Here is a 22,133-nt window from a genome sequence, read left to right as displayed (position 1 = left end):
AAACATATGAATCGAACAACATCAAATGACCGTGACAGCAAAAAATTCCGATCGGGCTTCGTAGCGATTATTGGCAGGCCGAATGTAGGGAAATCAACCCTGATGAACCATCTTATCGGTCAGAAGATTGCAATTATGTCGGACAAGCCGCAGACGACACGCAACAAAATCCACGGCGTTTATACGACTAACGATTCGCAGATCGTATTTTTAGATACACCCGGTATCCATAAGCCCCAATCCAAGCTTGGCAATTACATGATGCAGACTGCAGAGAGCGCTCTTAGAGAAGTTGAGGCTGCACTGTTTCTGATTGATGCATCCGAAGGACTTGGCGGCGGAGACCGGTTCATTATTGAACAGCTTAAAAAGGTGAAAACGCCGGTGTTTCTTGTAATGAATAAAATCGACAAAGTAGAGCCGGAGCAGCTTTTGCCTATGATTACGCAGTATAACAATCTGCATGAATTTGCTGAGATTATTCCGATCTCCGCGCTTAAGGGCAACAATGTGGATACGCTGCTGGAGCAGCTATCCCGTTATTTGCCGGAAGGCCCGCAATATTACCCTGCCGACCAAATAACGGACCATCCGGAGCAGTTCGTTTGCTCGGAGCTTATCCGCGAAAAAATACTGCATATGACCCGTGAAGAAATTCCGCATTCCATAGCTGTAACGATTGAAGATATGCGCGTGAAAGAAAATGGGGTAGTCTACATTGGAGCCGTCATTTTTGTTGAGCGCGACTCTCAAAAGGGCATTATCATCGGCAAAAAAGGGGAGCTTCTGAAGGAAGTGGGAAAACAGGCGCGCAAAGATATTGAAGCGCTGCTTGGTTCGCGGATATATCTTGAGCTGTGGGTCAAAGTTAAGAAAGACTGGCGCAATCAGGAGCGTGTGCTGAAGGATCTTGGCTATCGGCATGATTAAACAGAATTTACGTATTTTGTAAGGATAGATTGCCGCGGTTTATCGCATCCTAATACCGTCTGAAGCAGCATTTCAGGGGACGGAAAGGGATGAATACGTATGCGAAATTTTTCGTGGAGGTATTTTACGTTGACCGGGGATGTCGAATCTTTCATGCTCTACAGGGAAGTGAATCAATATGGTGCAGAAGGCGGCTCCGATACGTTAGCCATCGAGCATGAGGAGCTTTCACCGCTTGAAGTCGAAGACGTCTCAGGCTAATGCATTCATAGAATTATGTATCGATTGATCATGAATAGAGGTTTGAAAGGATACGTTATCAGATGAGGCATTCACATTCATCCGTTAGCGATCTTTAACCGCTAAGCGTGAGCTCGCAGCCATGGGACTGCGGGCTTGCGTTTCTGCTTTCAGGGGAGAGTTTAAGCAATGCTGTATCGTGTTGAGGGGATCGTCATTCGAAGCATGGATTATGGTGAAGGCAACAAAATCGTGACGCTGCTCACGAAAACGAATGGAAAAGCAGGCGTTTTAATACGAGGTGCCAAGAAGGTGAGGAGTAAGCATTCATCGCTAGCACAGCCGTTTACATATGGAGAGTTCGTTTATTTTCGAAGCAGCGGGCTCGGTACGCTCAACCATGGTGAGATTATTGAATCTCACCATCTTTTGCGTGAAAAATTAGATTTGGCCGCTTATTCGTCTTATGTAGCGGAGCTTACGGACCGCTCGCTGCAGGATGACGAAGCGACAGGGTTTCATTTTGAGCAGCTGAAGGCTTGTCTAGCTGCGCTCCAAGAAGGCAAAGACGCCCAAATTGTGACACATTTATACGAAATGCGCATATTGGATTTATCCGGTTATGCACCGGCCCTAGATGAATGCGTTAGCTGCGGTAACGTTGTCGGACCTTTTACGCTTTCGCCTTACGCAGGCGGCATTTTGTGTACGAGATGCAAAGGTAAGGATCCGCATTCGGTTACGCTGGGGGAGGGAGCCTATAAGCTGCTGCGCCTCTTCCGTCGAATGGATATGAGACGGCTGGGTTCTATCCAGGTCAAGCCGGAAACGAAAGCAGAGCTTAAGCTTTCCATGCGCAAGCTAATGGACACTCATCTGGGCTTGCAGTTGAAATCGCGCAATTTTCTGGATCAGTTGGATAAGTTAATGTAACTGTTTTTTATTGATTTTTTTGAATACAACCGGTTTTACCTCCGTCTTAAGTTGTACGAAGCACTCATCCTAATGCATGTTTACATAAATAGACGACTTGCATTATGATGGGAAAGGTTATTTTAGATTCGTAATTAAATGGAGGGATTTACCTGATGTCTACAGGACAAAATAGACTGGGTTTCGTCGTCGCCGGCCTTTTGCTGGGCATACTTGTCGCATCGATTGATAACACGATCGTATCGACTGCAATGGCCACGATCGTATCGGATCTTGGCGGCTTGGACAAATACGTGTGGGTTACGTCCGCCTATCTCGTAACCGAAATGGCAGGGATGCCTATTTTCGGAAAGCTGTCGGATATGTACGGCAGGAAACGTTTTTTCGTACTCGGCATATCATTGTTTTTGATCGGCTCCGTGCTTTGCGGGACGGCTGAATCGATTACGCAGCTAACGATTTACCGCGCTATCCAAGGGATTGGCGGGGGCGCCATGATGCCGATCGCTTTTGCAATCGTATTTGATATTTTCCCACCGGAAAAACGCGGAAAAATGGGCGGATTATTCGGAGCCGTATTCGGAACGTCCAGCTTGTTCGGTCCTCTCGCAGGCGCCTATTTAACGGAATACATCAACTGGCGTTGGATTTTCTATATCAATATTCCGATTGGTCTCGTTGCTCTTGCGTTTATCGTTATTTATTATAAGGAATCGCTATCCCACGCCAAACAAAAAATCGATTGGTGGGGTGCGGCAACGCTCGTTGGCGCCATTGTTTGCCTTATGTTTGCCCTAGAGCTTGGCGGAGCGGAATTCGCATGGGATTCGGCGCAAATTATTGGACTATTTGCAGGCTTTGCCGTGTTGCTTGGCATATTTTTGTTTGTGGAAACCAAGGCAGCAGAACCGATTATTTCATTCAAAATGTTTAAACAGCGGCTATTTGCAGCAAGTACAGGTGCGGGTTTGTTCTATGGGGCGGCATTTATAACGGCTGCGCTGTATATACCGATGTTCGTGCAGGGCGTATTCGGAGGCACGGCAGTCAGTGCCGGCTTGACACTCCTGCCTATGACGCTCGGATCTGTTTTTGCGGCGCAGCTCGGCGGTTTCCTCGCTAACAAAATGCCGTATCGTAACGTAATGATCATCTCGGCTGTTATTTTCATAGCGGGAATCGTACTATTATCGACGATTACGCCGGAAACGACCCGTTTCATTTTGTCGGTATATATGTTCCTGACAGGTTTCGGAATCGGATTCTCCTTCTCTGTCCTTGGCATGTCATCCATTCACGGATTTGATATGCGTCAAAGAGGGAGCGCCACGTCTACGATGTCATTCGTCCGATCACTCGGGATGACCGTAGGTATCACCATTTTTGGCATCATTCAGCGCAACCACTTTACGAAAGGCATGGCTGAGGCATTTGCCGGCGGAGAAGGGCAGGGCCAAATGACAGAAAATGCGCGTGAGCTGCTCTCACCGGAGAAGCGGGCCGAAATCCCTCCGGCTGTCATGGACAAAATCGTAGCCGCATTATCGGATTCGGTTTCTGTCACTTTTCTATGGTCTATCATCCCGGCGGGCCTTGCCTTCCTCTGTGTTCTCATGATGGGTAATGCAGGAATGAAAGACATATTGGACAGTCGTGCCGGTCAAAGCAGTCCAAAAAAAGAGGTTCACAGCCATTAATCGCTTTTCTTAGATTGCTTGCATGGCATGTTTGACATTTGCCATAAAGAAGCATAAAATAATGCAATATGAATATGGGGCAATGATGGAGAGAGTAATCGTTTTATGTCGACAAGCTTAGCGAGCTGGGAAAAGTGAAAGCCCAGACGGACAAAACGATGAAAGGGCACTCTGGAGTCGTATCGAACAAAGAGGGTTTGCTCGTAAGGAGCTAACCAAGTAGGGTGGAACCGCGGGAATTTAACTCTCGTCCCTACGTCTGGCAGCAGGCGTAGAGACGGGAGTTTTTTGCGTATCATCGCCTATGCCAATCAGAAGAAAATGTCCGATAAGGACAGAATACAGAGGAAGAAGGAGAGGATCAGCAATGAATTTTCAAAAAATGATTTTAACGCTGCAGCAATTCTGGGCTGAACAAAATTGTATTTTAGTACAGCCTTATGATGTGGAAAAGGGTGCCGGCACGATGAACCCTATGACGTTCTTGCGTTCCATTGGTCCTGAGCCGTGGAATGTCGCTTATGTGGAGCCATCCCGCCGTCCAGCAGACGGCCGTTACGGTGAAAACCCGAATCGCCTTTACCAGCATCATCAATTTCAAGTAATTTTGAAGCCTTCGCCTGACAACATACAGGAGCTGTACCTGGAGAGCTTGAAGCAGCTCGGTATTGATGCCAATGACCATGATATTCGTTTTGTAGAGGATAACTGGGAATCACCGACGCTTGGCGCGTGGGGTCTTGGCTGGGAAGTTTGGCTGGATGGCATGGAAATCACGCAATTTACGTATTTCCAGCAGGTCGGCGGCATTGACGCTAATCCTGTTGCCGTCGAGATCACTTACGGCATGGAGCGGCTCGCTTCTTATATTCAAGAGAAAGAGAACGTATTCGATTTAGAGTGGGTTGAAGGCGTAACCTACGGCGACGTTTTCAAGCAGCCTGAATATGAGCATTCCAAATATACGTTTGAGACATCCGATACGGCGATGTTATTTTCCTTGTTCAACATGTATGAGGAAGAAGCGAAAAAAACAATGGAGCATCACCTCGTATTTCCGGCGTATGATTACGTGCTGAAATGCTCGCATACTTTTAACCTGCTCGACGCGCGCGGCGCGATCAGCGTGACGGAAAGAACGGGCTACATTACGAGGGTAAGAAATTTGGCGCGTGCCTGCGCCTCAACCTATTACGAGGAAAGAGAACGTCTAGGCTTCCCGTTGCTGAAGAAAGGAGTGGAGCAGCATGACTAGAGATTTGTTGCTTGAGATTGGACTAGAGGAAGTTCCGGCTCGGTTTGTTCGCGGAGCTATGAATCAGCTTAAGGATAAAACGGTAAAATGGTTGTCGGATTCGCGTATCGAGCATGGTGCCGTGAATGTTTTTGCGACCCCTCGCCGGATTGCGGTTCTGATTCAAGACGTAGCCGAGAAGCAGTCTGATATGAATGAAGAGGCAAAAGGACCATCTCGGAAAATTGCCCAGGACGACCAAGGAAATTGGAGCAAAGCGGCACTCGGATTTGCCCGCAGCCAAGGCGTGGAACCCGAGAAGCTCTATTTCCAAGAGCTCGCCGGCGTGGAGTATGTTTATGCGAATAAAAGCAGCGTTGGCGCTGAAACGGCTGCTGTTCTTCCTGAGGGCTTGCTTTCGTTGATTACATCCATGTCATTCCCAAAAAATATGCGCTGGGGCAGCCATGAATTACGTTTCGTAAGACCGATTCGCTGGCTTGTGGCGTTATTTGGCCAAGATGTCATTCCGTTTGAAATTACGGGCGTTCAGACTGGAAACCAATCCCGCGGACATCGCTTTCTTGGAGAGGATACGACGATTCAAGAGCCTGCACAATACGTGGAGCGCTTGCGCGAACAGCATGTTATTGCAGACGTAAGCGAACGCGAAGAGCTAATCGTCACTCAAATTGACCAGCTTGCAAAGGAAAAGGGCTGGGAAATCGCAATCAAAGAAGATTTACTGGAAGAAGTATTATTCCTGGTGGAATATCCGAATGTTTTATTTGGCGGCTTCGATCCGGCGTTTCTCCATATTCCGCAAGAGGTGCTCATCACATCCATGCGCGAGCATCAGCGGTATTTCCCTGTTTTCAACGGAGAAGCACAGCTGCAGCCGTTTTTCGTTACCGTCCGTAACGGCGATCTGAAATCAATTGAACTTGTTGCCAAAGGCAATGAAAAGGTGCTGCGCGCAAGGCTTTCCGATGCGAAATTTTTCTATGAGGAAGACCATAAGCTGACGATCGAGCATGCGCTCTCCAAGCTAGAGAATATCGTTTACCACGAAGAAATAGGCTCTGTTGCCGACAAGGTGAGACGTATTCGCGCGACAGCCGACCTATTAAGCAAGCATTTGCAAATCGACGAGCAGCAATCCCAAGATATCAGCCGTTCTGCCGATATTTGCAAATTCGATCTCGTATCGCAAATGGTTTATGAATTCCCTGAGCTTCAGGGCATCATGGGCGAAGATTACGCTCTCAAAGCAGGGGAGCGCCAATCGGTAGCGAAAGCCATTAACGAGCATTACCAGCCGCGCTTTGCCGGCGATCTGGCGCCATCCGAATTAACGGGAGCGATCGTAAGCTTGGCAGACAAAATCGACACGATTGTCGGCTGCTTCTCCATCGGGATCATTCCGACGGGGTCCCAGGATCCGTATGCGCTCCGGAGACAAGCGGCGGGAATCGTTCAAATTATTTTGGCACACGGCTTAAAGCTTGAGTTAAACGATTTGTATGATGCTTCGTTGTCTGTTCATGAGAGCCGCGGGTTGAAACGCGCAGCAGCTGACATTCGTAAGGATCTTTCTGATTTCTTTGCGCTTCGCGTCAAAAACGTGCTTTCCGAACAAGGCGTTCGTTACGATGTCGTTGATGCGGTTATGGCGTCAGGCTTCACGGATTTGAAATCGACGATCGAGCGCGCTAACGTCGTTCAGTCATTGGCAGCAGGAGAGGACCGCGCAGACTTCAAACAAACGGTTGAGCAGTTTAACCGCGTGAGCAACCTTGGATCCAAAGCGGATGCAACGACGGTGAATGCCGCTTTGTTTAGCGAGCAAGTAGAAACCGAGCTATATGAAAAATGGCTGCAGCAGCGTCCGGTGTTCAAAGAGGCTGTGGAAGCGGGAGATATCTCCAAAGCGGTTCATACTTTGTCAGCTTTGAAACCTTATATTCATACCTATTTTGAAAATGTCATGGTCATGGCGCCCGATGAAGCCGTTCGAGCGAACCGTTTGTCAACGCTCGCTGGAATCGCAGGGGATATCGCGGTTGTTGCAGATTTCTCGAAGCTAGTTTGGTAATAAATGAAGTCGGGAGGTTGATGGAAAATGTCTCGTTTAAATCCGGAAGTAATCGTCTATGTCGTATCCGATGCAGCTGGTGATACGGGTGAGCTTGTCGTACGCGCCGCTATAGCACAGTTTCATCCGCTCCATACGGAGATTCGCAGAGCACCTTTTATTACCGAGGAAGCAGGCTTGCAGCGAATTATTCAGCAGGCAAAGCAGGTCGATGCCATCGTGATCTATACGCTAGTCATCCCCCATCTCCGTGACAGCATGAAAAAACTAGCCGAGACCCATCATGTCGCTGCTATCGATCTTTTGGGTTCATTTATAGAAACTCTTGAAATGCGAACTGGCCGAAAATCACGTCAAGAACCTGGACTAAACCACGTTCTTGACGCGGATTACTTCCGAAAGGTTGAAGCGGTCGAATTTGCGGTTAAATATGATGACGCAAGAGATACTTCGGGTGTACTGAAAGCCGATATCGTATTAGTAGGAGTATCGCGAACGTCCAAGACCCCCTTGTCCATGTACCTTGCCCACCAAAAATTCAAAGTGGCAAATGTACCGCTTGTGCCGGAATTAAAGCCGCCGGAAGAATTGTTTAAGCTTCCTAAGCGCAAAGTAATTGGACTTACGATCGGTGTTCCTTATTTGAATACCATTCGTAAGGAACGGCTCAAAGCGCTTGGTTTGCCGAATAATGCATCCTATGCTACGACTGACCGTATTGAAAAAGAGCTCCTCTATGCCGATAACATTATGAAGCAGATCGGATGCGTTGTCATTGACGTTTCGCACCGTGCGGTTGAAGAAACGGCAAGCTTAATTATGGAATATGTACGCATGCCTTAAAGCCGCCGGAAGGATTTTTTACAGTTATGCCGTATATAATAATATAGGACAAGAATTTGAAATCGAGCGGTGATCATCTATTCGGAATGAGAAACCTACTATTGTAGTCGACGCGGATGCATGTCCGGTAAAAACTGAAATTGGCGAGACGGCAAGACAATACTCGGTACGGGTGCTTATGGTTGCTTCTCATGACCATAGGTTAGAGCCTCAGCCAGGCGTAGATATTGTACAGGTTGACCGGAGCAATCAATCCGTCGATTTGTATATCGTTAACCATATCGCACGCGGAGATATTGTTGTCACGCAGGATTTCGGGCTGGCTTGCATAGCTATCGGCAAAGGCGCAATCGTCTTGTCACCTAGAGGAGAGCAGTACACAGACGATAACATTGATTATTTGATGGAGCGGAGACATGAGTTGGCGAAACGCCGCCGCACCGGAGGCAAAACAAGAGGGCCAAAAGCGATGAATAACGACGATCGTGATCGTTTTCAACAAAAGTTGACAAAAGTTTTGCGAAATGAGCAGGAGAACCATGACGTATAGCGAATATTATTTACGTGTTACTAGGATGAAGGTGATGAACGATGACATACGGTAATAAAATACCGGAAGAGGTCATTGATGCGGTACGCAAGCATTATGACATCGTAGAGACGGTCGGGAAATATGTTCATCTCACGAAGCACGGCAAATATATGAAGGGGTTATGTCCGTTCCATTCGGAGAAGACTCCCTCGTTTACAGTGACGCCGGAGCTCCAAATTTACCATTGCTATGGCTGCGGGAAGGGCGGAAACGTCATTCGATTTTTTGAGGAAATGGAAGGGTATTCGTTTCCTGAAGCCGTTCGCGTGCTGGCTCTCGATGCAGGCATGCCCGTTACTTGGGCCTCGCCTGACGGAAACAAGCCAACGCCGCATGATGCTGACCGGGCCAAAATCATTGAAGCGCATGAGCTTACGCTCAAACTTTACCATCATGTGCTCAATAATACGAAGCAAGGACAGGCCGCAAAGCATTATTTGCGGGAGCGGGGACTTAGCGATAAGCTAATTGATCATTTTATGATTGGTTATGCGCCAGAGGAATGGGACTTGCTCGCTCGTTTTTTAACGAACCGGGGCTTTGATCTGGCACTGATGGAAAAAGGCGGGCTGCTTTCGGCAAAAGCTGACGGGAGTGGATATGTGGACCGGTTTCGCAATCGCATCATGTTTCCGATTTGGGATCGAGACGGCAAAGCTACCGCGTTTGCGGGTCGCATTATAGGCGAAGGACAGCCGAAATACTTGAACACGTCAGAAACGATGCTTTTTACGAAAAGCAGAACACTTTACAACCTGCATTATGCTCGGCCGGCTATCCGAAAAAGTAAGCAGGTCGTCTTGTTTGAAGGCTACATGGATGTCATCAAATCATGGAGCGCAGGCGTGAAGAATGGAATAGCGACGATGGGCACGGCTTTAACCGAAGAGCATTGCGCCATTCTGAAGCGCCAGGCCGAAGAGGTCATCGTGTGTTATGACGGTGATGACGCAGGACAAGCAGCAGCATTCAAATCAATTCCGATGCTGGAGAGCGCAGGCTTGAGGGTATCGGTGGCGATGCTTCCGAAAGGAAAGGATCCCGATGATTATATAAGCGAATACGGACCGGAGGCGTTCTTGCGGGAGACGATGGACCAGCCTGTTTCCGTAACAAAATTTAAGCTTATATATTCAAGGAAAAACCATATACTGCTAAAAGAAGAAGGTAGAAAGAACTATCTGCTTGAAGCGGTACAAATTGTTGCGGAGCTTGATTCATCCACGGAACGCGAAGTCTACTTAAAAGAAATTTCCCGTGAGTTCGATATCTCTCTTGACGCCTTAAAGCAGGACTGTCATCAAATCAGGCAGGAGCTGCAAAAAAAGAAACCGCAAGGGGATAATAACGACAATTCGTGGAATAATGGTAGGAATGAAAAGCCCCGAAAGTCCGGTCCGCCTACTCTTATGCCCGCTTACACGCATGCAGAACGAAGGTTGCTGCATGTTATGATGCGGGATCGGGAAGTAGCTCAGGCGGTTCATGAACGATTGGGTGATGCGTTTAATGTTGAGGATCACGCAGCTCTTGCTGCTTATTTATACGCTTATTTTGCTCAAGGCTATGATCCGGATGTCAGCCGTTTTATTGCAACGCTGCATGACGACCGATTAGAACGCGCAGCTGCATCGATTCTGATGATGGACGGTGACTTCCCGTTCGACGATACAACGATGGATGCTTATATTCAAGACATTATCAAGGTTCCGCAGTATCGGGATATTGAGCGCAAGAAAGAAGAAATGGTGCGTGCTGAGCGTACCGGAGATTTTTTGGCAGCAGCACAAATAGCAAGTGAGATTATAACCCTAGAGAGACAGCTTAAAGGGCGACAGGAAGATCGTTTCTAGGGGGGAGGGAGTCGGAACATGGCGAATGATCAACATACTGAACTAGATACCGAACAAAAACTGGATCATGTGAAGGATCAATTGATCGAACAAGGCAAGAAGAGGTCTTCTTTGACGTATAAAGAAATTATGGATAAGTTGGCTCCGTTCGATCAGGATCCTGAACAAATTGATGAATTTTTCGAACAGCTCGATGATTTTGGGATTGAGGTACTGAACGAAAACGATGAAGAAAATCCACTCGCTGCCCAAGGGGAAGAGCAAGAGCGCGAGCAGGACGACTTTAATTTCGATGATGATCTTGCATTGCCGCCAGGAATCAAAATTAATGATCCTGTACGGATGTACTTAAAAGAAATAGGCCGGGTTCCGCTTCTTTCGGCGGATGATGAGGTTGAGCTTGCGCAGCGGATTGAGAATGGCGACGAAGAAGCAAAACGGAGATTGGCGGAAGCTAATTTACGGCTCGTGGTCAGTATTGCGAAACGCTATGTCGGCAGAGGCATGTTATTCCTTGATTTAATCCAAGAAGGGAATATGGGCCTAATCAAAGCGGTTGAGAAGTTTGACCATCAAAAGGGCTTCAAATTCAGTACTTACGCGACATGGTGGATTCGTCAAGCGATTACTCGCGCCATTGCTGACCAAGCCCGGACGATTCGTATCCCCGTTCACATGGTTGAGACCATCAATAAGCTAATTCGGGTTTCTCGTCAATTGCTTCAAGAACTTGGGCGCGAACCGACTCCGGAGGAAATTGCTGCAGAAATGGAGCTAAGCACGGAAAAGGTTCGGGAGATCATGAAAATTGCCCAAGAACCAGTTTCGCTTGAAACTCCGATCGGGGAGGAAGATGATTCTCATCTCGGAGATTTCATCGAGGATCAAGAAGCGCTTGCGCCTGCTGATGCCGCTGCGTATGAACTTCTTAAGGAGCAGCTTGAGGATGTGCTGGATACGCTGACCGAAAGGGAAGAAAACGTACTTCGTCTCCGTTTTGGACTTGATGACGGACGCACTAGAACTCTTGAAGAGGTTGGCAAGGTATTCGGGGTTACGCGTGAGCGTATCCGTCAGATTGAAGCTAAGGCACTTCGCAAGCTTCGTCACCCTAGCCGGAGCAAACGGTTAAAGGATTTTCTCGAATAAAAACTTTATGATAAACATATTGACCTTTCTGCTCGTGCAGCGAGGTCTTTTTTCTAAAGAAAGAACCTTATACATAAGGACTTGCGCTCGAGCAGGTCGAGACCGAAAGGATAGCTGGATTTTATGAATCAGGATCGTCGGCAAATTATCGTGAAAGAAATCGATCATTGGCGGCGAAGCAAGCTGCTGCCGGATCAATACTGTGACTTTCTAATGAATTTATACGCAGATCAAGATACGGTCCATGCAGGCAAACAACAGCAGCATACGGTAGGGAAAGCCATTGCTGCCGTACAAAAGGCAACAGGGTTGCAATGGTTCCTTACATTTGGAACTTTTACCTTAATTTCCTTTGTTGTGCTTTATTTTAACGAATTTCATCCGTTATTGCAAATGGCCGTCGTGGCTCTTGGGACGGTTGTTTTTTTACGTATAGGCCAGCGGCTTCGGAGCCGGAATGAGGCAGCTGGATTAGCAATTACAAGTACGGGCATGCTCCTTCTACTGGGCGGAGGACTCCACATGCTCAATATTCACGGCCTTGATCAATGGGGCTGGAAAACGGGGCTTCTGGCATTTAGTTCGCTCTTTTGGATCGTATACGGGATAGCAGCGCGTATACCCGCTTTGCATTTAAGCGGCTGGCTTGCGGCAATACTTGTTTATGCGTGGCTGCTGTCACAATTTATGGTGGATTCGAAATGGTACGAAATTCAGCTGTATTGGCTGCCTATTGCTTGTTTGTTTGGATGGGGTTCTTGGTTTGTACACCGCTGGTCAAAGCCGGTGTCCGCCGTTCTTTTCGTAACATGCGCTTTGGTATGGTTTATGCCTGAGCTGTATTCGGTCATGTTCACGGATGAAGCCATTTGGCTGCAGCTGCAGCTAATAGCCAAAATAGCGATTGGCGGCGGAATATTATTCGCAATGCGAAAACAATGGATGGTGTGGGTTGTATAATGTTAAAACTATCTAAACGTCTGCAGAAAATTGCGGACTACGTAACCACTGGAGCACGCGTGGCGGACATCGGCTCCGATCATGCGATGCTTCCTGTCTATTTGCTTCAGAGCGGCAGATGTCCTTCGGCAATTGCAGGAGAATTAAACCGAGGCCCTTTTGAGGCGGCAAAAAAGCAGAGTGCTGACGCAGGCCTTTCCTCGCGATTGACGGTTCGCCAAGGCGATGGTTTGAATGTATTAGAACCTGGAGAAGCGGATACCGTTACAATTGCCGGTATGGGCGGAAGCTTAATGAGTGACATTCTAGAGGCTGGCAGATTGGCCGGGAAGCTGGAAGGCGTCACTGAGCTCGTACTGCAGCCTAATGTAGGCGAAGAGGTTGTGCGTCAATGGCTTCTCAAGCATCATTGGTTTTTAACGGCTGAAAGCATTCTTGAAGAAGACGGCAAAATTTACGAGGTGATGCGTGCTGTACGCGCGGAGGATGCTGATTCGCGCAGCAGCGAGCTTTACAACGGCCAGTTTTTGGCGCTTTCGTTCGATAAAGAGGTACTGTATAAGGTTCTGATGCAAATGGGGCCGTATCTACTACTTGATCCGCAGCCGGCCCTATTCAAAAAGTGGCATCATGAGTTAAATAAGCTGGAGCGAATTTGTGAACAGCTTGCAGGATCAGATCTCGCGGAATCCGCGCGTAAGCGCGAGCAATTTCTTGCGGAAATGCATGTGATTAAGGAGGTTTTACAATGCTTGCGCACGGACAAACCGTAATACAGCTCATGGAACAGCTCGCTCCAAAGCATTATGCGGTAGAGAATGATAAAATCGGTCTGCAGCTAGGCACATTGAATAAACCGATCCATAAAATTCTGGTTGCACTGGATGTTACCGATGCGGTAGTCGATGAAGCGATCGAGCTTGGCGCTGAGCTCATTATTGCTCATCATGCCATTATATATCGTCCGCTGGCGAAGCTGGATACGTCGACCGCCGCCGGCCGTTTATATGAGAAGCTTATTAAAAATGATATCGCGGTCTATATTTCGCATACTAATCTAGATGTAGCCGACGGCGGGATTAATGACTGGCTGGCTGACCTCGTTGGAATATTGCCGGAAAACCGTCAGAGTCTTGAGGAAGTCCATACCGATAAGCTATACAAGCTTGTCGTATTTGTGCCCGAGAGTCATCATGAGCAAGTGCTGGAGGCTATATGGCGAGCGGGAGCCGGCGAAATAGGCAATTACAGCAATTGCAGCTTTAACATCAAAGGCACGGGAACTTTCGTTCCTGGAGCCGGAACGAATCCCTACGTTGGAGAGGAAGGAAAGCTTGAGCATGCGGCTGAGATTCGGATCGAAACGATCGTACCGCACAGCATCCACCGTAAAACCGTTCAGGCCATGCTTAAAGCCCACCCCTACGAAGAGGTTGCTTACGATCTATACGCCATGGATTTGAAAGGACGTTCATTTGGCTTAGGGCGGACAGGCAAATTGACGCAGCCTACAACGCTTGGCGAATTAGCCGAGCAAGCGAAAATCATTTTCGGCGTTCCTGCTGTCCGGGTGGTTGGGCCGCTTGATCGTGTCATACGCAAAGCGGCCGTACTCGGCGGCTCTGGCGCAAGATATGTGCGGCATGCGATATTTGCTGGTGCGGATGTGCTTGTTACGGGCGATATTGATTATCATACCGCACAAGATGCCCTTGCAGCGGGGATGACGATCATTGACCCCGGCCATAACATTGAGAAGGTCATGAAGCAGAAGGTTGCTGATTGGTTGAATAAGCAGCTAGAGGGCACCAAGACGGAAACGAGAGCCATTGCTTCTTCATTGAATACCGAACCGTTTACTTTTGTATAACGGTTTTCCGCTGGCGCTTTACCGACTTTTAAAGAATATCGGCGCTGGAAGTTGTTTCAGGGTTGAGCTTTTGTAAAAATACTTGTATACTTAACGATGCCAAGGAAAGTTTGACAGACAATCGCTGGCGGCCTTGTTGCCGCGAGAGGAAAGTCCGGGCTCCGTAAGGCAGGATGCTGGATAACGTCCAGTCAGCGCGAGCTGAAGGATAGTGCCACAGAAATGGACCGCCGATGGCCGGCTTTTAGCCGGCACAGGTAAGGGTGGAACCGTGGTGTAAGAGACCACGAGGAGCATAGGTGACTACGTTCCTGGTAAACCCCATCTGGAGCAAGACCGAGAGGACGCCGCAGCCCCTAAGCTGCAGCCTTAGCCTGAGGCGCGTCCGGGTTGGTTGCTGGAGCCGTACAGTAATGTGCGGCCTAGATAGATGATTGTCGCTTCATCGTGGGAGGGTCGTTCCCGTTTGGACCACCAGAAGTACAGAACCCGGCTTACGACAAACTTTCCGCACGATTATACACAAACAAAGAGCACCCATCGCATGCGATGGGTGCTTTATTGTGCTTAGAAAAGGTCATTTCTCATATTTGGAAACAATGCGATCCAATCTTCTTTTCACTTGATCGGGGTATGTTTGCAAAGTACCGCCGAATTTGGATGCAGCTTTCAGCGCTTTATCGATATCAATCTCGCCATAACCGAAATTATCGTCTTTGCCTTCGGCGCCTAAGTCGACCGCCGATTTCCTCATTAATTCCATGACTTCCACGTTGGTGAGCTCCGGATTGACGGAGCGGATCAGGCCTGCCAAAGCAGCCACATGAGGGCTGGCCATCGAAGTGCCGGACAATGCGGCGTACTGGCTGCCGGGATAGGTGCTGGCGATACTGTCCCCCGGCGCTGCGACGTCGATATAATCGCCATAGTTGGAGAAGGATGCTTTTTCGTGATTGCTGTCCGTGGCCGCTACCGCGAAAACTTCCGGATATGCAGCAGGATAGCCCGGGCGATCCGTATTATCATTCCCGCTTGCAGCGATCATAACGACATCATGCTCATAAGCATATTTAATGGCGTCATGCAGAAAGTCTGCTTGAGCATAGTTTCCTAAACTCATGTTGATGACCTTGGCGCCGTGATCCGTTGCCCAAATGATGCCTTGCGCGACGGAATAAGTCGAGCCTGCGCCGCTGCTGTCGAGTACTTTGACAGGCATGATTTTGTTGTACCAGGAAAGCCCGGCTACGCCTTCGCTGTTATTGACGGTTGCGCCAATGATACCTGATACATGAGTACCGTGCCCGACGTCATCATCCGGTTCGGCTTCCTCATCGACGATATTTGTCCCCTCAATAAGTTTACCCTTCAAATCGGGATGATTGCTTTGCACACCCGTGTCAAGAACAGCAATGATTACCTTATCATTGCCTTTGGAGATACTCCAACCTTTTTCCGTTTCAATATTAGGCAAATTCCATTGATATTCCGAGTAAAGAGCGTCGTTCGGTTTAATGGAAGCGGATGTTTCATTCGTCAAATATAGGTAATGAGGCTCTGTATATTCCGTATTCCATGTTTGCTTGAAATATTTAACGAGCTGGTCGGTCTCCAAATTTCTTGAACGGAAGATAAATGTATCTCCGACTTGCTTCATCGATTCCGCATTGATGTCTCGTTTGACGCGCTCCAGCTCAGAAACCGATAACGGCTTCATGAAATGTACAACGACATCACGAACATGATAATGGCTTGCATTACCGTTATCTTCGCCATTTTGAACGGTCGTATCGATCGTTGAATTCGGCAAGACCGATTCAATCTTATAATTTCCTTCGGCGGGATAAGGGACTAACCTGAGGTTGCGCATCTGATGCTTCTCGACTGATTTTAAAATATCCTGCTTAATCACTCCGACAACGCCGATGCCGACATGCTTGGAATCGGGGACGCCGAGTACCATGTAACGGCTGCCGTCCTTAGCGGTAAAAGGGACAGATTCGTATTTGGCACCTTTGCTTACCTGCGCTTTCGCTTCTTTCACATTGCGTTCCGCTTGTTGATTTTCTGTTTCAGGCAGCTTGCCCCGGTCTACGCTTCGTTTTCCCGATATCCAGCTAATGTAGCTCATATGCATATGCTCATGCATCATATGCTTGATTTGCTGGCCAGCTTCTTCTTTCGAGCCCATGCTTGCGTTCATTAGCTTTTGAAAATCTTTTGAGCATTCCGACGCGCATAGCATAGCCGTCGCTTTCATGTCTGACTGCACGGCTGCCATTTTGAGCGTATGCTCCCGCTTGGCGGAAAAGCTTGATGCTTGCGGCACCTTTTTAACATCTTTCGGTGCGAATAAAGGGGTAGTAGGTATAAGCAGAGCTGCCAAGGCTAAAATTGTAAAGGCGCCAATCCATTTTCTACGCATGCATGAAACCTCCAATTGTTCGTTCTAGATTAGAGCAAAGTCTATATATAGGTTCGGATTCCTGAGCGGAAAATATGCGAACGAAACCGTGAATCGCCAGTACCACTTCAATGTAATTTGTGGTACGATAATAATGATTGTAGTTTTTACGCGTGTTTGGATTATGAAAGGGGAACTACCTATATGCCAACTGCTAACGTCAAAGCGCTAACTGAATCAACCCGTACAAAGCTAAAAGATGCGGTAAACCAGCTTGAACCGTTTCTGAATAACAATGCTTTGCTCCAATTAACCGGAGAGGATAATGGAGAAGAAGCCCAAACGTTTTACAAAGGCCTTTTATCCGATTTGAGACATTTATTGGTGTTTTCTGAAGTCTCGGTTGAAAAGCTGGGGGTTTTGCTCAGACGGCCCAATTTCGATACTGATTATGCGGAACGCGTATTGTATGAGGTTTACCACCATTGCGTAAGCGCGTTTTTCTATCCGAAAAACGAATGTTATTCCGAAGACGGCCGTTATGCTTATACCGGTCAGGATGCCATCCGTTTCCGTTTTAAACCAAACCGTGAATCACGCGGTATCGTACTTAGCGTTTCCAAAATATTTGAAGAGCTGCGCGACGAATTGTCCTATTACGAAAATGACTACATGACGCAGCGCCGCATGCAAGGGCAAAAATAAGGCAGAATGAATCACCTCCACTCAGGGAAACTTGATAGTGGAGGTGATTTTTTATGCCGAAAGGCGTGTCATGTAGCGTAGCCAACTGCAGCTTTTGGAAAGAAGGCAATAACTGTGGCGCGAGTGCAATCAATATTGAAATCGATCAGCACGCAGCTGTCAATCTCAATGAAGAGTTCGCTGATGACCTAGGGTTATTCCACCAAGATCAAGCGGAGCAATCGAAAGCAACATGCTGCTTAACCTTTAAACCAAAGGAGTGATGATCGATGGGAAATTATGAAGACGATTATAAAAAATTGTTGGATGAACGAGATCGATCAGCACGCACAAGCCATCCAGTTGTGGGGACGGATCGCTTGCCTGATGTTAATGAAGAAATGGCAGCTGATTTTGCGGTCAGCAGTCCAGTGGTGCATTCGGAGCGGAGAGAAGACCGGTATGTGGAAAGATCGGAACGTTCAGACACAAGGTCTGGCGGTTTCGCGCTTGGTTGGGTATCCCTTGTATTTGCGATAGCGTCATGGTTTATTTGGCCGGTATTGATGGGAGCTACAGCGGCTGTGCTTGGCTTTATCGCATATCGGCAGGGCGCACGGGGACTCGGCGGTTGGTCTATGGCGATCGGACTTATAGCATTGGCACTAAATTTAATCATCGTGCCCTTTTATTACGCGATAACCTAAATAAAAAAAGAAGCTCCCGCCGTAATCTCGGTGGGAGCTTCTTTTTTTTATTTTAAAGCTTGCTCGCGGTGTTTCTGCACTTCGACGTTCAATGCGAGCATCTGCCGATCCAGCAAATGGATCATGTCGGCGGAGCCTTTAAGCTGCTCCTGAATATGTGGCGGAATCTGCTCATTAAATTTATAATAGATCTTATGCTCCAAGCTGGCCCAAAAATCCATCGCGATGGTGCGGATTTGAATTTCTACGAGCACGTTCTCCGTTCTGTCCGTAAGAAAAACAGGGATTTCGATAAGCAAATGAATGCTTTGGTAACCGTTAGGTTTTGGGTTAATTACATAATCCTTGAGCTCTACGACACGAACATCGCTTTGCTTGCTGATCATGTCAACGATCTGGTAAATATCCGTTGAGAAGGAGCAGATGACCCGGACCCCGGCAATGTCGCGAATATGCTCTTTTGCATCCTCAAGGGTGATATCAAGGCCTTTGCGCTGCAGCTTCTGCATGACGCTCTCCGGTGCTTTGATCCGAGTCTTCATGTGCTCGATTGGATTGTAATCATGAATAAATTGAAATTCCTCGTTCAAAATATTAAGTTTGGTCTCAACGGCGTCCAGCGCAAATTTATAAGTAAGAAAAAAATGAGCCCATTGCTTTAATTGATTGGTTTTCATATGCAAGTTCACTCCTGATATAACAAATATGTATAGTTGTAGTGGAAGACGTGACGGTTCCGGCTTGTTTGGAAACGTTGTATTATTATAATGGGCGATATTATTACCCAAGTCAAATTTGAGGAATGGGCATTTGTCAACAGACGGGAGAGCTTACGATGATTATAGATATTCAAAATGTTTCTTGGGAACGAAGCGACAAACAAATTCTTCGCCATATCCATTGGCAGGTAAAAGGCGGTGAGCATTGGTGCTTGCTTGGGCTAAACGGCTCCGGTAAAACGACTTTGTTGAATATGATCAATGGCTATATTTGGCCGACCGAAGGAAAGATGTCGGTTCTTGGCAATACCTTTGGGGAGTTTGATTTGAGGGAGCTCCGTAAAATGATCGGCTGGGTGAGCACATCCTTGCAGCAAAAGCTATACAGAACCGAAACCGCAATAAAAATAGTGCTTAGCGGGAAATTTGCAACGATCGGGCTTTATGACCAGACGGATAAGGAGGATCATGTACGAGCCGAAGAGCTGATGAAGACACTCGGCTGTACTGCATTAATGTATCGTACGTATGATACATTGTCGCAAGGAGAGCGGCAGCGCGTATTGATTGCCCGGGCTCTGATGGCTATGCCAAAGCTGCTTATTCTGGACGAGCCTTGCACAGGCCTGGATGTATTCGCGCGCGAGCAGCTGCTGCAAATGATTGCTGCAGTGGCAAGAGGGAAGGATGCGCCAACGATTATTTATGTTACCCATCACGTAGAGGAAATATTGCCATGCTTTACAAAAACGCTGTTAATCAAGGAAGGCCAAGTTTTTGCCGCTGATGATACCTCGGAAGTGCTGACATCCGAACTAATGAGCGATTTTTTCTCCGTGCCTGTAGAAATCGAGCGGCGAGAAGGTAGAAACTGGCTCACGTTAGCGGGTGCTTTATGGAAGTAGAAATACTGGAAGCGGAACAGCTGCAGCCGCCAATGATAACCGGCAAGTGGAAAAAAATAAAAACATGGGTAACCGGGCGCTATGCCATGCGGAACGAACGCGACCTTTTTGTGGCCAGAATCGCGTCTGGAAGTACGGCTCTATTCGCGTCACTTGCTATGTTTGCCGCCGTTTTAGGCATGCCAACCGGCTTTGGAACGGGTATTGATATCTTTGTTTTTTTAACGGTTAACATGATTGCAATGATAGTGGCCGCTAAGGTATTGTCATTCCTATACTGCCTTATGTACTTACCCTTTCCCCGAAGGCTCTTGGCCGTATGGACGTTTGCTTCGGTCGAGACGTATCTGATTTTGTATTATGCCGAGCTCGGGGTTTTTATGGCGGTTGCCTTTTCCCTTGCTTTTACAATTACAGGTGCTCTTGCAGGCGGTTTAATGGGCTTTTTATTAAAAATGAAAATCAGGCCGCTGGGCAAGGCCGCGATCGGACTTGGTTTAGCTTTTGCGGCAGCAGCGGCCTATGTTGGTTTGGATTGGCCTGGCCCTGCTGCGGTGCCTCAAAGAGAGGCAGTCCATTCGATTTCAATGGTTGGTACAGGTTTGCTTGACATGCCAAGCCCTGCCGAGACCGGACCGCTGACGTATCAGACCTTTACTTATGGGAGCGGGGAAGACAAGCACAGAAAGATTTTTGGAGACGATATCGGCATCTTGTCACAATCGGTCGATGCTTCAGCTTACATCAGCAAATGGTCAAAACTGAAAACGGGTTTTTGGGGGTTTGACCAACATGCGCTGCCCTTAAACGGACGCGTTTGGATGCCGGAAGGGGTGGGGCCTTTTCCGATCGCTTTAATTGTCCATGGGAATCACTTAATGGAGGATTTCTCAGATGGCGGATATGCTTATCTTGGGGAATTGCTTGCAAGCAAAGGAATAATCGCAGTCTCGGTTGACGAGAATTTTTTGAATTACTCCGTATGGTCAGGCATACCCAATAATGATATGAAGGTACGGGCTTGGCTGCTGCTGAAGCATTTGCAGCAAATCAAACAATTTAACGACGAAGAAGGGAATTTCTTTAGCGGACAGGCGGACTTTGACCATGTTGCTATGATCGGCCATTCACGGGGTGGACAGGCCGTCGCAATGGCAGCGGATGCTGAACGCTGGTTCAAAGAGGATCAATCCTTGAAGGGCTTAAACGGCATGCATATCGAATCGGTTGTCGCGATTGCGCCGACGGATAAACAAGTGGACGATAAATCGGCGCGGTTATCGGATGTCAACTATTTAACGCTGCAAGGGGCAAGAGACGCGGACGTAAACAACTTTTACGGTGACCGTCAATACAGCCGTACGACTTTCCCGGAGCAATCGGATAAATTTAAAGCGGCGCTTTATATTGCGGATGCAAACCATAGTCAGTTTAATTCGGAATGGGGACGGATGGATGAGCGTCCGCCTGGCGGTTTGTTCTTAAATCGCAAGGAACTGTTAGAGGCTGATGAGCAGCGGCAAATTTCCAAAGTATACGTGTCTGCGTTTTTGCAAACGACTTTATTGGGCCAAGAGGTCTACCGTCCGCTTTTCGAGGATTACCGAACAGGGTTGGAATGGCTTCCGGACACGGTGTATACGAATCGTTATGAAACCTCGGCTTTTACTGAAATCGCACGGTATGAGGATGGAAAAAGAAAAACCGCGCTGAAGGATGGAGGAAAGGCCAGCGTTGCAGGGATGTCGGAATGGGAAATTACCTACGCGGAGGACCGGGACGGAAAGAATAAAGGCACGAAGGGAATTGAACTGGAATGGGAGAAGGCGGGAGCGGAATACGAATTGGAGCTCTCACCTCATACGGGCTTGGAAGCAGCAGGATTGCAAGACGGAAATTTGGTATTCTCTCTTGCGAACCTGGAACGCGATCTGATTTCGAGTGACGGAGATGAGAAAAGTCCGGGAACCGGCGATGAGGGGAAATCTGAGCTGCCTCCTCTCCCGGAGGTTGAGATTAAGGTTACCACCGCCGAGGGCGAGAGCAGCAAGCTCTTGCTAGAAGATATCATGCCGGTATCCCCGCCTTCCTATACGGCATTTATGACCATCTCATGGCTCGAGGAACGAATGAAAAAGAAGAAATACAAAGAATCCACGGAGCCTGTTTTTCAAACCTTCACGGTTCCGCTAGAGCAGTTTAACTCGGATGAGTCGTTAATTGAAGCAGAGGATATTAGAAGGATTACCTTCCGTTTTACGAGTGGTCCAGGAAAGGTAATGTTGGATGATATCGGTTTTATGCAATAAGATACAAAA

The 22,133-nt window shown here is 47.8% G+C and carries 20 protein-coding genes and 1 other RNA gene; 19 read left to right on the top strand and 2 right to left on the bottom strand.

Annotated elements, in window-relative coordinates:
• Positions 1 to 6: 6 nt before the first annotated feature.
• The 14 genes from era to rnpB all read left to right on the top strand — a co-directional run bounded on the left by era (position 7) and on the right by rnpB (position 14,908).
• Positions 7 to 930, top strand: a complete 924-nt coding sequence (era, locus tag MRBLPE1_RS21515; RefSeq protein ID WP_364149238.1) for a GTPase Era — start codon at positions 7 to 9, stop codon at positions 928 to 930.
• Positions 931 to 1,029: 99 nt separating this feature from the next.
• Positions 1,030 to 1,191 (top strand): YqzL family protein, encoded by a 162-nt coding sequence (locus MRBLPE1_RS21510; RefSeq protein WP_364149236.1) that lies wholly within the window; start codon positions 1,030 to 1,032, stop codon positions 1,189 to 1,191.
• 168 nt (positions 1,192 to 1,359) lie between these two features.
• A complete protein-coding gene (recO, locus tag MRBLPE1_RS21505; protein ID WP_364149234.1) occupies positions 1,360 to 2,103 on the top strand; it encodes a DNA repair protein RecO in 744 nt (247 codons plus the stop codon).
• 155 nt (positions 2,104 to 2,258) lie between these two features.
• Positions 2,259 to 3,800, top strand: coding sequence for an MDR family MFS transporter (locus MRBLPE1_RS21500; protein ID WP_364149233.1), 1,542 nt, complete (start codon positions 2,259 to 2,261; stop codon positions 3,798 to 3,800).
• A 367-nt stretch (positions 3,801 to 4,167) separates the two neighbouring features.
• A complete protein-coding gene (glyQ, locus tag MRBLPE1_RS21495) occupies positions 4,168 to 5,055 on the top strand; it encodes a glycine--tRNA ligase subunit alpha (protein WP_364149231.1) in 888 nt (295 codons plus the stop codon).
• Positions 5,048 to 7,129 (top strand): glycine--tRNA ligase subunit beta, encoded by a 2,082-nt coding sequence (gene glyS, locus MRBLPE1_RS21490; RefSeq protein ID WP_364149229.1) that lies wholly within the window; start codon positions 5,048 to 5,050, stop codon positions 7,127 to 7,129. Before glyQ ends, glyS begins: the two co-directional genes overlap by 8 nt.
• 27 nt (positions 7,130 to 7,156) lie before the next feature.
• Positions 7,157 to 7,972 (top strand): pyruvate, water dikinase regulatory protein, encoded by an 816-nt coding sequence (locus tag MRBLPE1_RS21485; RefSeq protein ID WP_364149227.1) that lies wholly within the window; start codon positions 7,157 to 7,159, stop codon positions 7,970 to 7,972.
• A gap of 79 nt (positions 7,973 to 8,051) precedes the next feature.
• The gene (locus MRBLPE1_RS21480; protein WP_364149769.1) at positions 8,052 to 8,522 is read left to right on the top strand and encodes a YaiI/YqxD family protein; all 471 of its coding nucleotides are present in this window, start codon (positions 8,052 to 8,054) and stop codon (positions 8,520 to 8,522) included.
• A gap of 41 nt (positions 8,523 to 8,563) precedes the next feature.
• The gene (gene dnaG / locus MRBLPE1_RS21475; RefSeq protein WP_364149226.1) at positions 8,564 to 10,417 is read left to right on the top strand and encodes a DNA primase; all 1,854 of its coding nucleotides are present in this window, start codon (positions 8,564 to 8,566) and stop codon (positions 10,415 to 10,417) included.
• An 18-nt stretch (positions 10,418 to 10,435) separates the two neighbouring features.
• Complete coding sequence (gene rpoD / locus MRBLPE1_RS21470; RefSeq protein WP_053376806.1) at positions 10,436 to 11,566, top strand: RNA polymerase sigma factor RpoD; 1,131 nt, start codon at positions 10,436 to 10,438, stop codon at positions 11,564 to 11,566.
• Between the two features lie 123 nt (positions 11,567 to 11,689).
• Positions 11,690 to 12,526, top strand: a complete 837-nt coding sequence (locus tag MRBLPE1_RS21465) for a hypothetical protein (RefSeq protein ID WP_364149224.1) — start codon at positions 11,690 to 11,692, stop codon at positions 12,524 to 12,526.
• On the top strand, positions 12,526 to 13,299 hold the full coding sequence (locus MRBLPE1_RS21460; RefSeq protein ID WP_364149223.1) for a tRNA (adenine(22)-N(1))-methyltransferase: 774 nt from the start codon (positions 12,526 to 12,528) through the stop codon (positions 13,297 to 13,299). The genes MRBLPE1_RS21465 and MRBLPE1_RS21460 overlap by 1 nt, the downstream gene beginning before the upstream one ends.
• Positions 13,275 to 14,396 (top strand): Nif3-like dinuclear metal center hexameric protein, encoded by a 1,122-nt coding sequence (locus MRBLPE1_RS21455; protein WP_364149221.1) that lies wholly within the window; start codon positions 13,275 to 13,277, stop codon positions 14,394 to 14,396. Before MRBLPE1_RS21460 ends, MRBLPE1_RS21455 begins: the two co-directional genes overlap by 25 nt.
• A gap of 105 nt (positions 14,397 to 14,501) precedes the next feature.
• Positions 14,502 to 14,908, top strand: an RNA gene (gene rnpB, locus MRBLPE1_RS21450) — RNase P RNA component class A.
• A 65-nt stretch (positions 14,909 to 14,973) separates the two neighbouring features.
• Here rnpB and MRBLPE1_RS21445 read toward each other — a convergent pair.
• Complete coding sequence (locus MRBLPE1_RS21445; protein WP_364149220.1) at positions 14,974 to 16,821, bottom strand: S8 family peptidase; 1,848 nt, start codon at positions 16,819 to 16,821, stop codon at positions 14,974 to 14,976.
• A gap of 183 nt (positions 16,822 to 17,004) precedes the next feature.
• Between MRBLPE1_RS21445 and MRBLPE1_RS21440 the strand changes: the two genes are divergently transcribed.
• From MRBLPE1_RS21440 to MRBLPE1_RS21430, 3 genes are read left to right on the top strand one after another with little or no spacing between them, the layout of a single operon-like run.
• Complete coding sequence (locus tag MRBLPE1_RS21440; protein ID WP_364149218.1) at positions 17,005 to 17,505, top strand: YpuI family protein; 501 nt, start codon at positions 17,005 to 17,007, stop codon at positions 17,503 to 17,505.
• A 53-nt stretch (positions 17,506 to 17,558) separates the two neighbouring features.
• Positions 17,559 to 17,768 carry a DUF1540 domain-containing protein gene (locus MRBLPE1_RS21435; RefSeq protein WP_364149217.1) on the top strand — a complete coding sequence of 70 codons (210 nt, stop codon included), beginning with the start codon at positions 17,559 to 17,561 and terminating at the stop codon, positions 17,766 to 17,768.
• A gap of 6 nt (positions 17,769 to 17,774) precedes the next feature.
• On the top strand, positions 17,775 to 18,191 hold the full coding sequence (locus tag MRBLPE1_RS21430; RefSeq protein WP_364149215.1) for a DUF4190 domain-containing protein: 417 nt from the start codon (positions 17,775 to 17,777) through the stop codon (positions 18,189 to 18,191).
• Between the two features lie 47 nt (positions 18,192 to 18,238).
• Here the strand turns inward: MRBLPE1_RS21430 and MRBLPE1_RS21425 are convergent, their stop codons facing one another.
• Positions 18,239 to 18,868, bottom strand: a complete 630-nt coding sequence (locus MRBLPE1_RS21425) for a GTP pyrophosphokinase (protein WP_053376798.1) — start codon at positions 18,866 to 18,868, stop codon at positions 18,239 to 18,241.
• Positions 18,869 to 19,026: 158 nt separating this feature from the next.
• Here MRBLPE1_RS21425 and MRBLPE1_RS21420 point away from each other — a divergent pair, with 158 nt between their 5' ends.
• Together MRBLPE1_RS21420 and MRBLPE1_RS21415 are read left to right on the top strand one after the other, a co-directional pair.
• On the top strand, positions 19,027 to 19,815 hold the full coding sequence (locus MRBLPE1_RS21420) for an ABC transporter ATP-binding protein (protein ID WP_364149213.1): 789 nt from the start codon (positions 19,027 to 19,029) through the stop codon (positions 19,813 to 19,815).
• The gene (locus MRBLPE1_RS21415; RefSeq protein WP_364149211.1) at positions 19,806 to 22,124 is read left to right on the top strand and encodes an alpha/beta hydrolase family protein; all 2,319 of its coding nucleotides are present in this window, start codon (positions 19,806 to 19,808) and stop codon (positions 22,122 to 22,124) included. The genes MRBLPE1_RS21420 and MRBLPE1_RS21415 overlap by 10 nt, the downstream gene beginning before the upstream one ends.
• Positions 22,125 to 22,133 lie beyond the last annotated feature (9 nt).

The organism is Paenibacillus sp. LPE1-1-1.1 (assembly GCF_040676435.1).
GTDB lineage: Bacteria > Bacillota > Bacilli > Paenibacillales > Paenibacillaceae > Pristimantibacillus.
The sequence above is the reverse complement of the archived record's forward strand: the minus strand, read 5'-3'. Positions and strand labels throughout refer to the sequence as shown.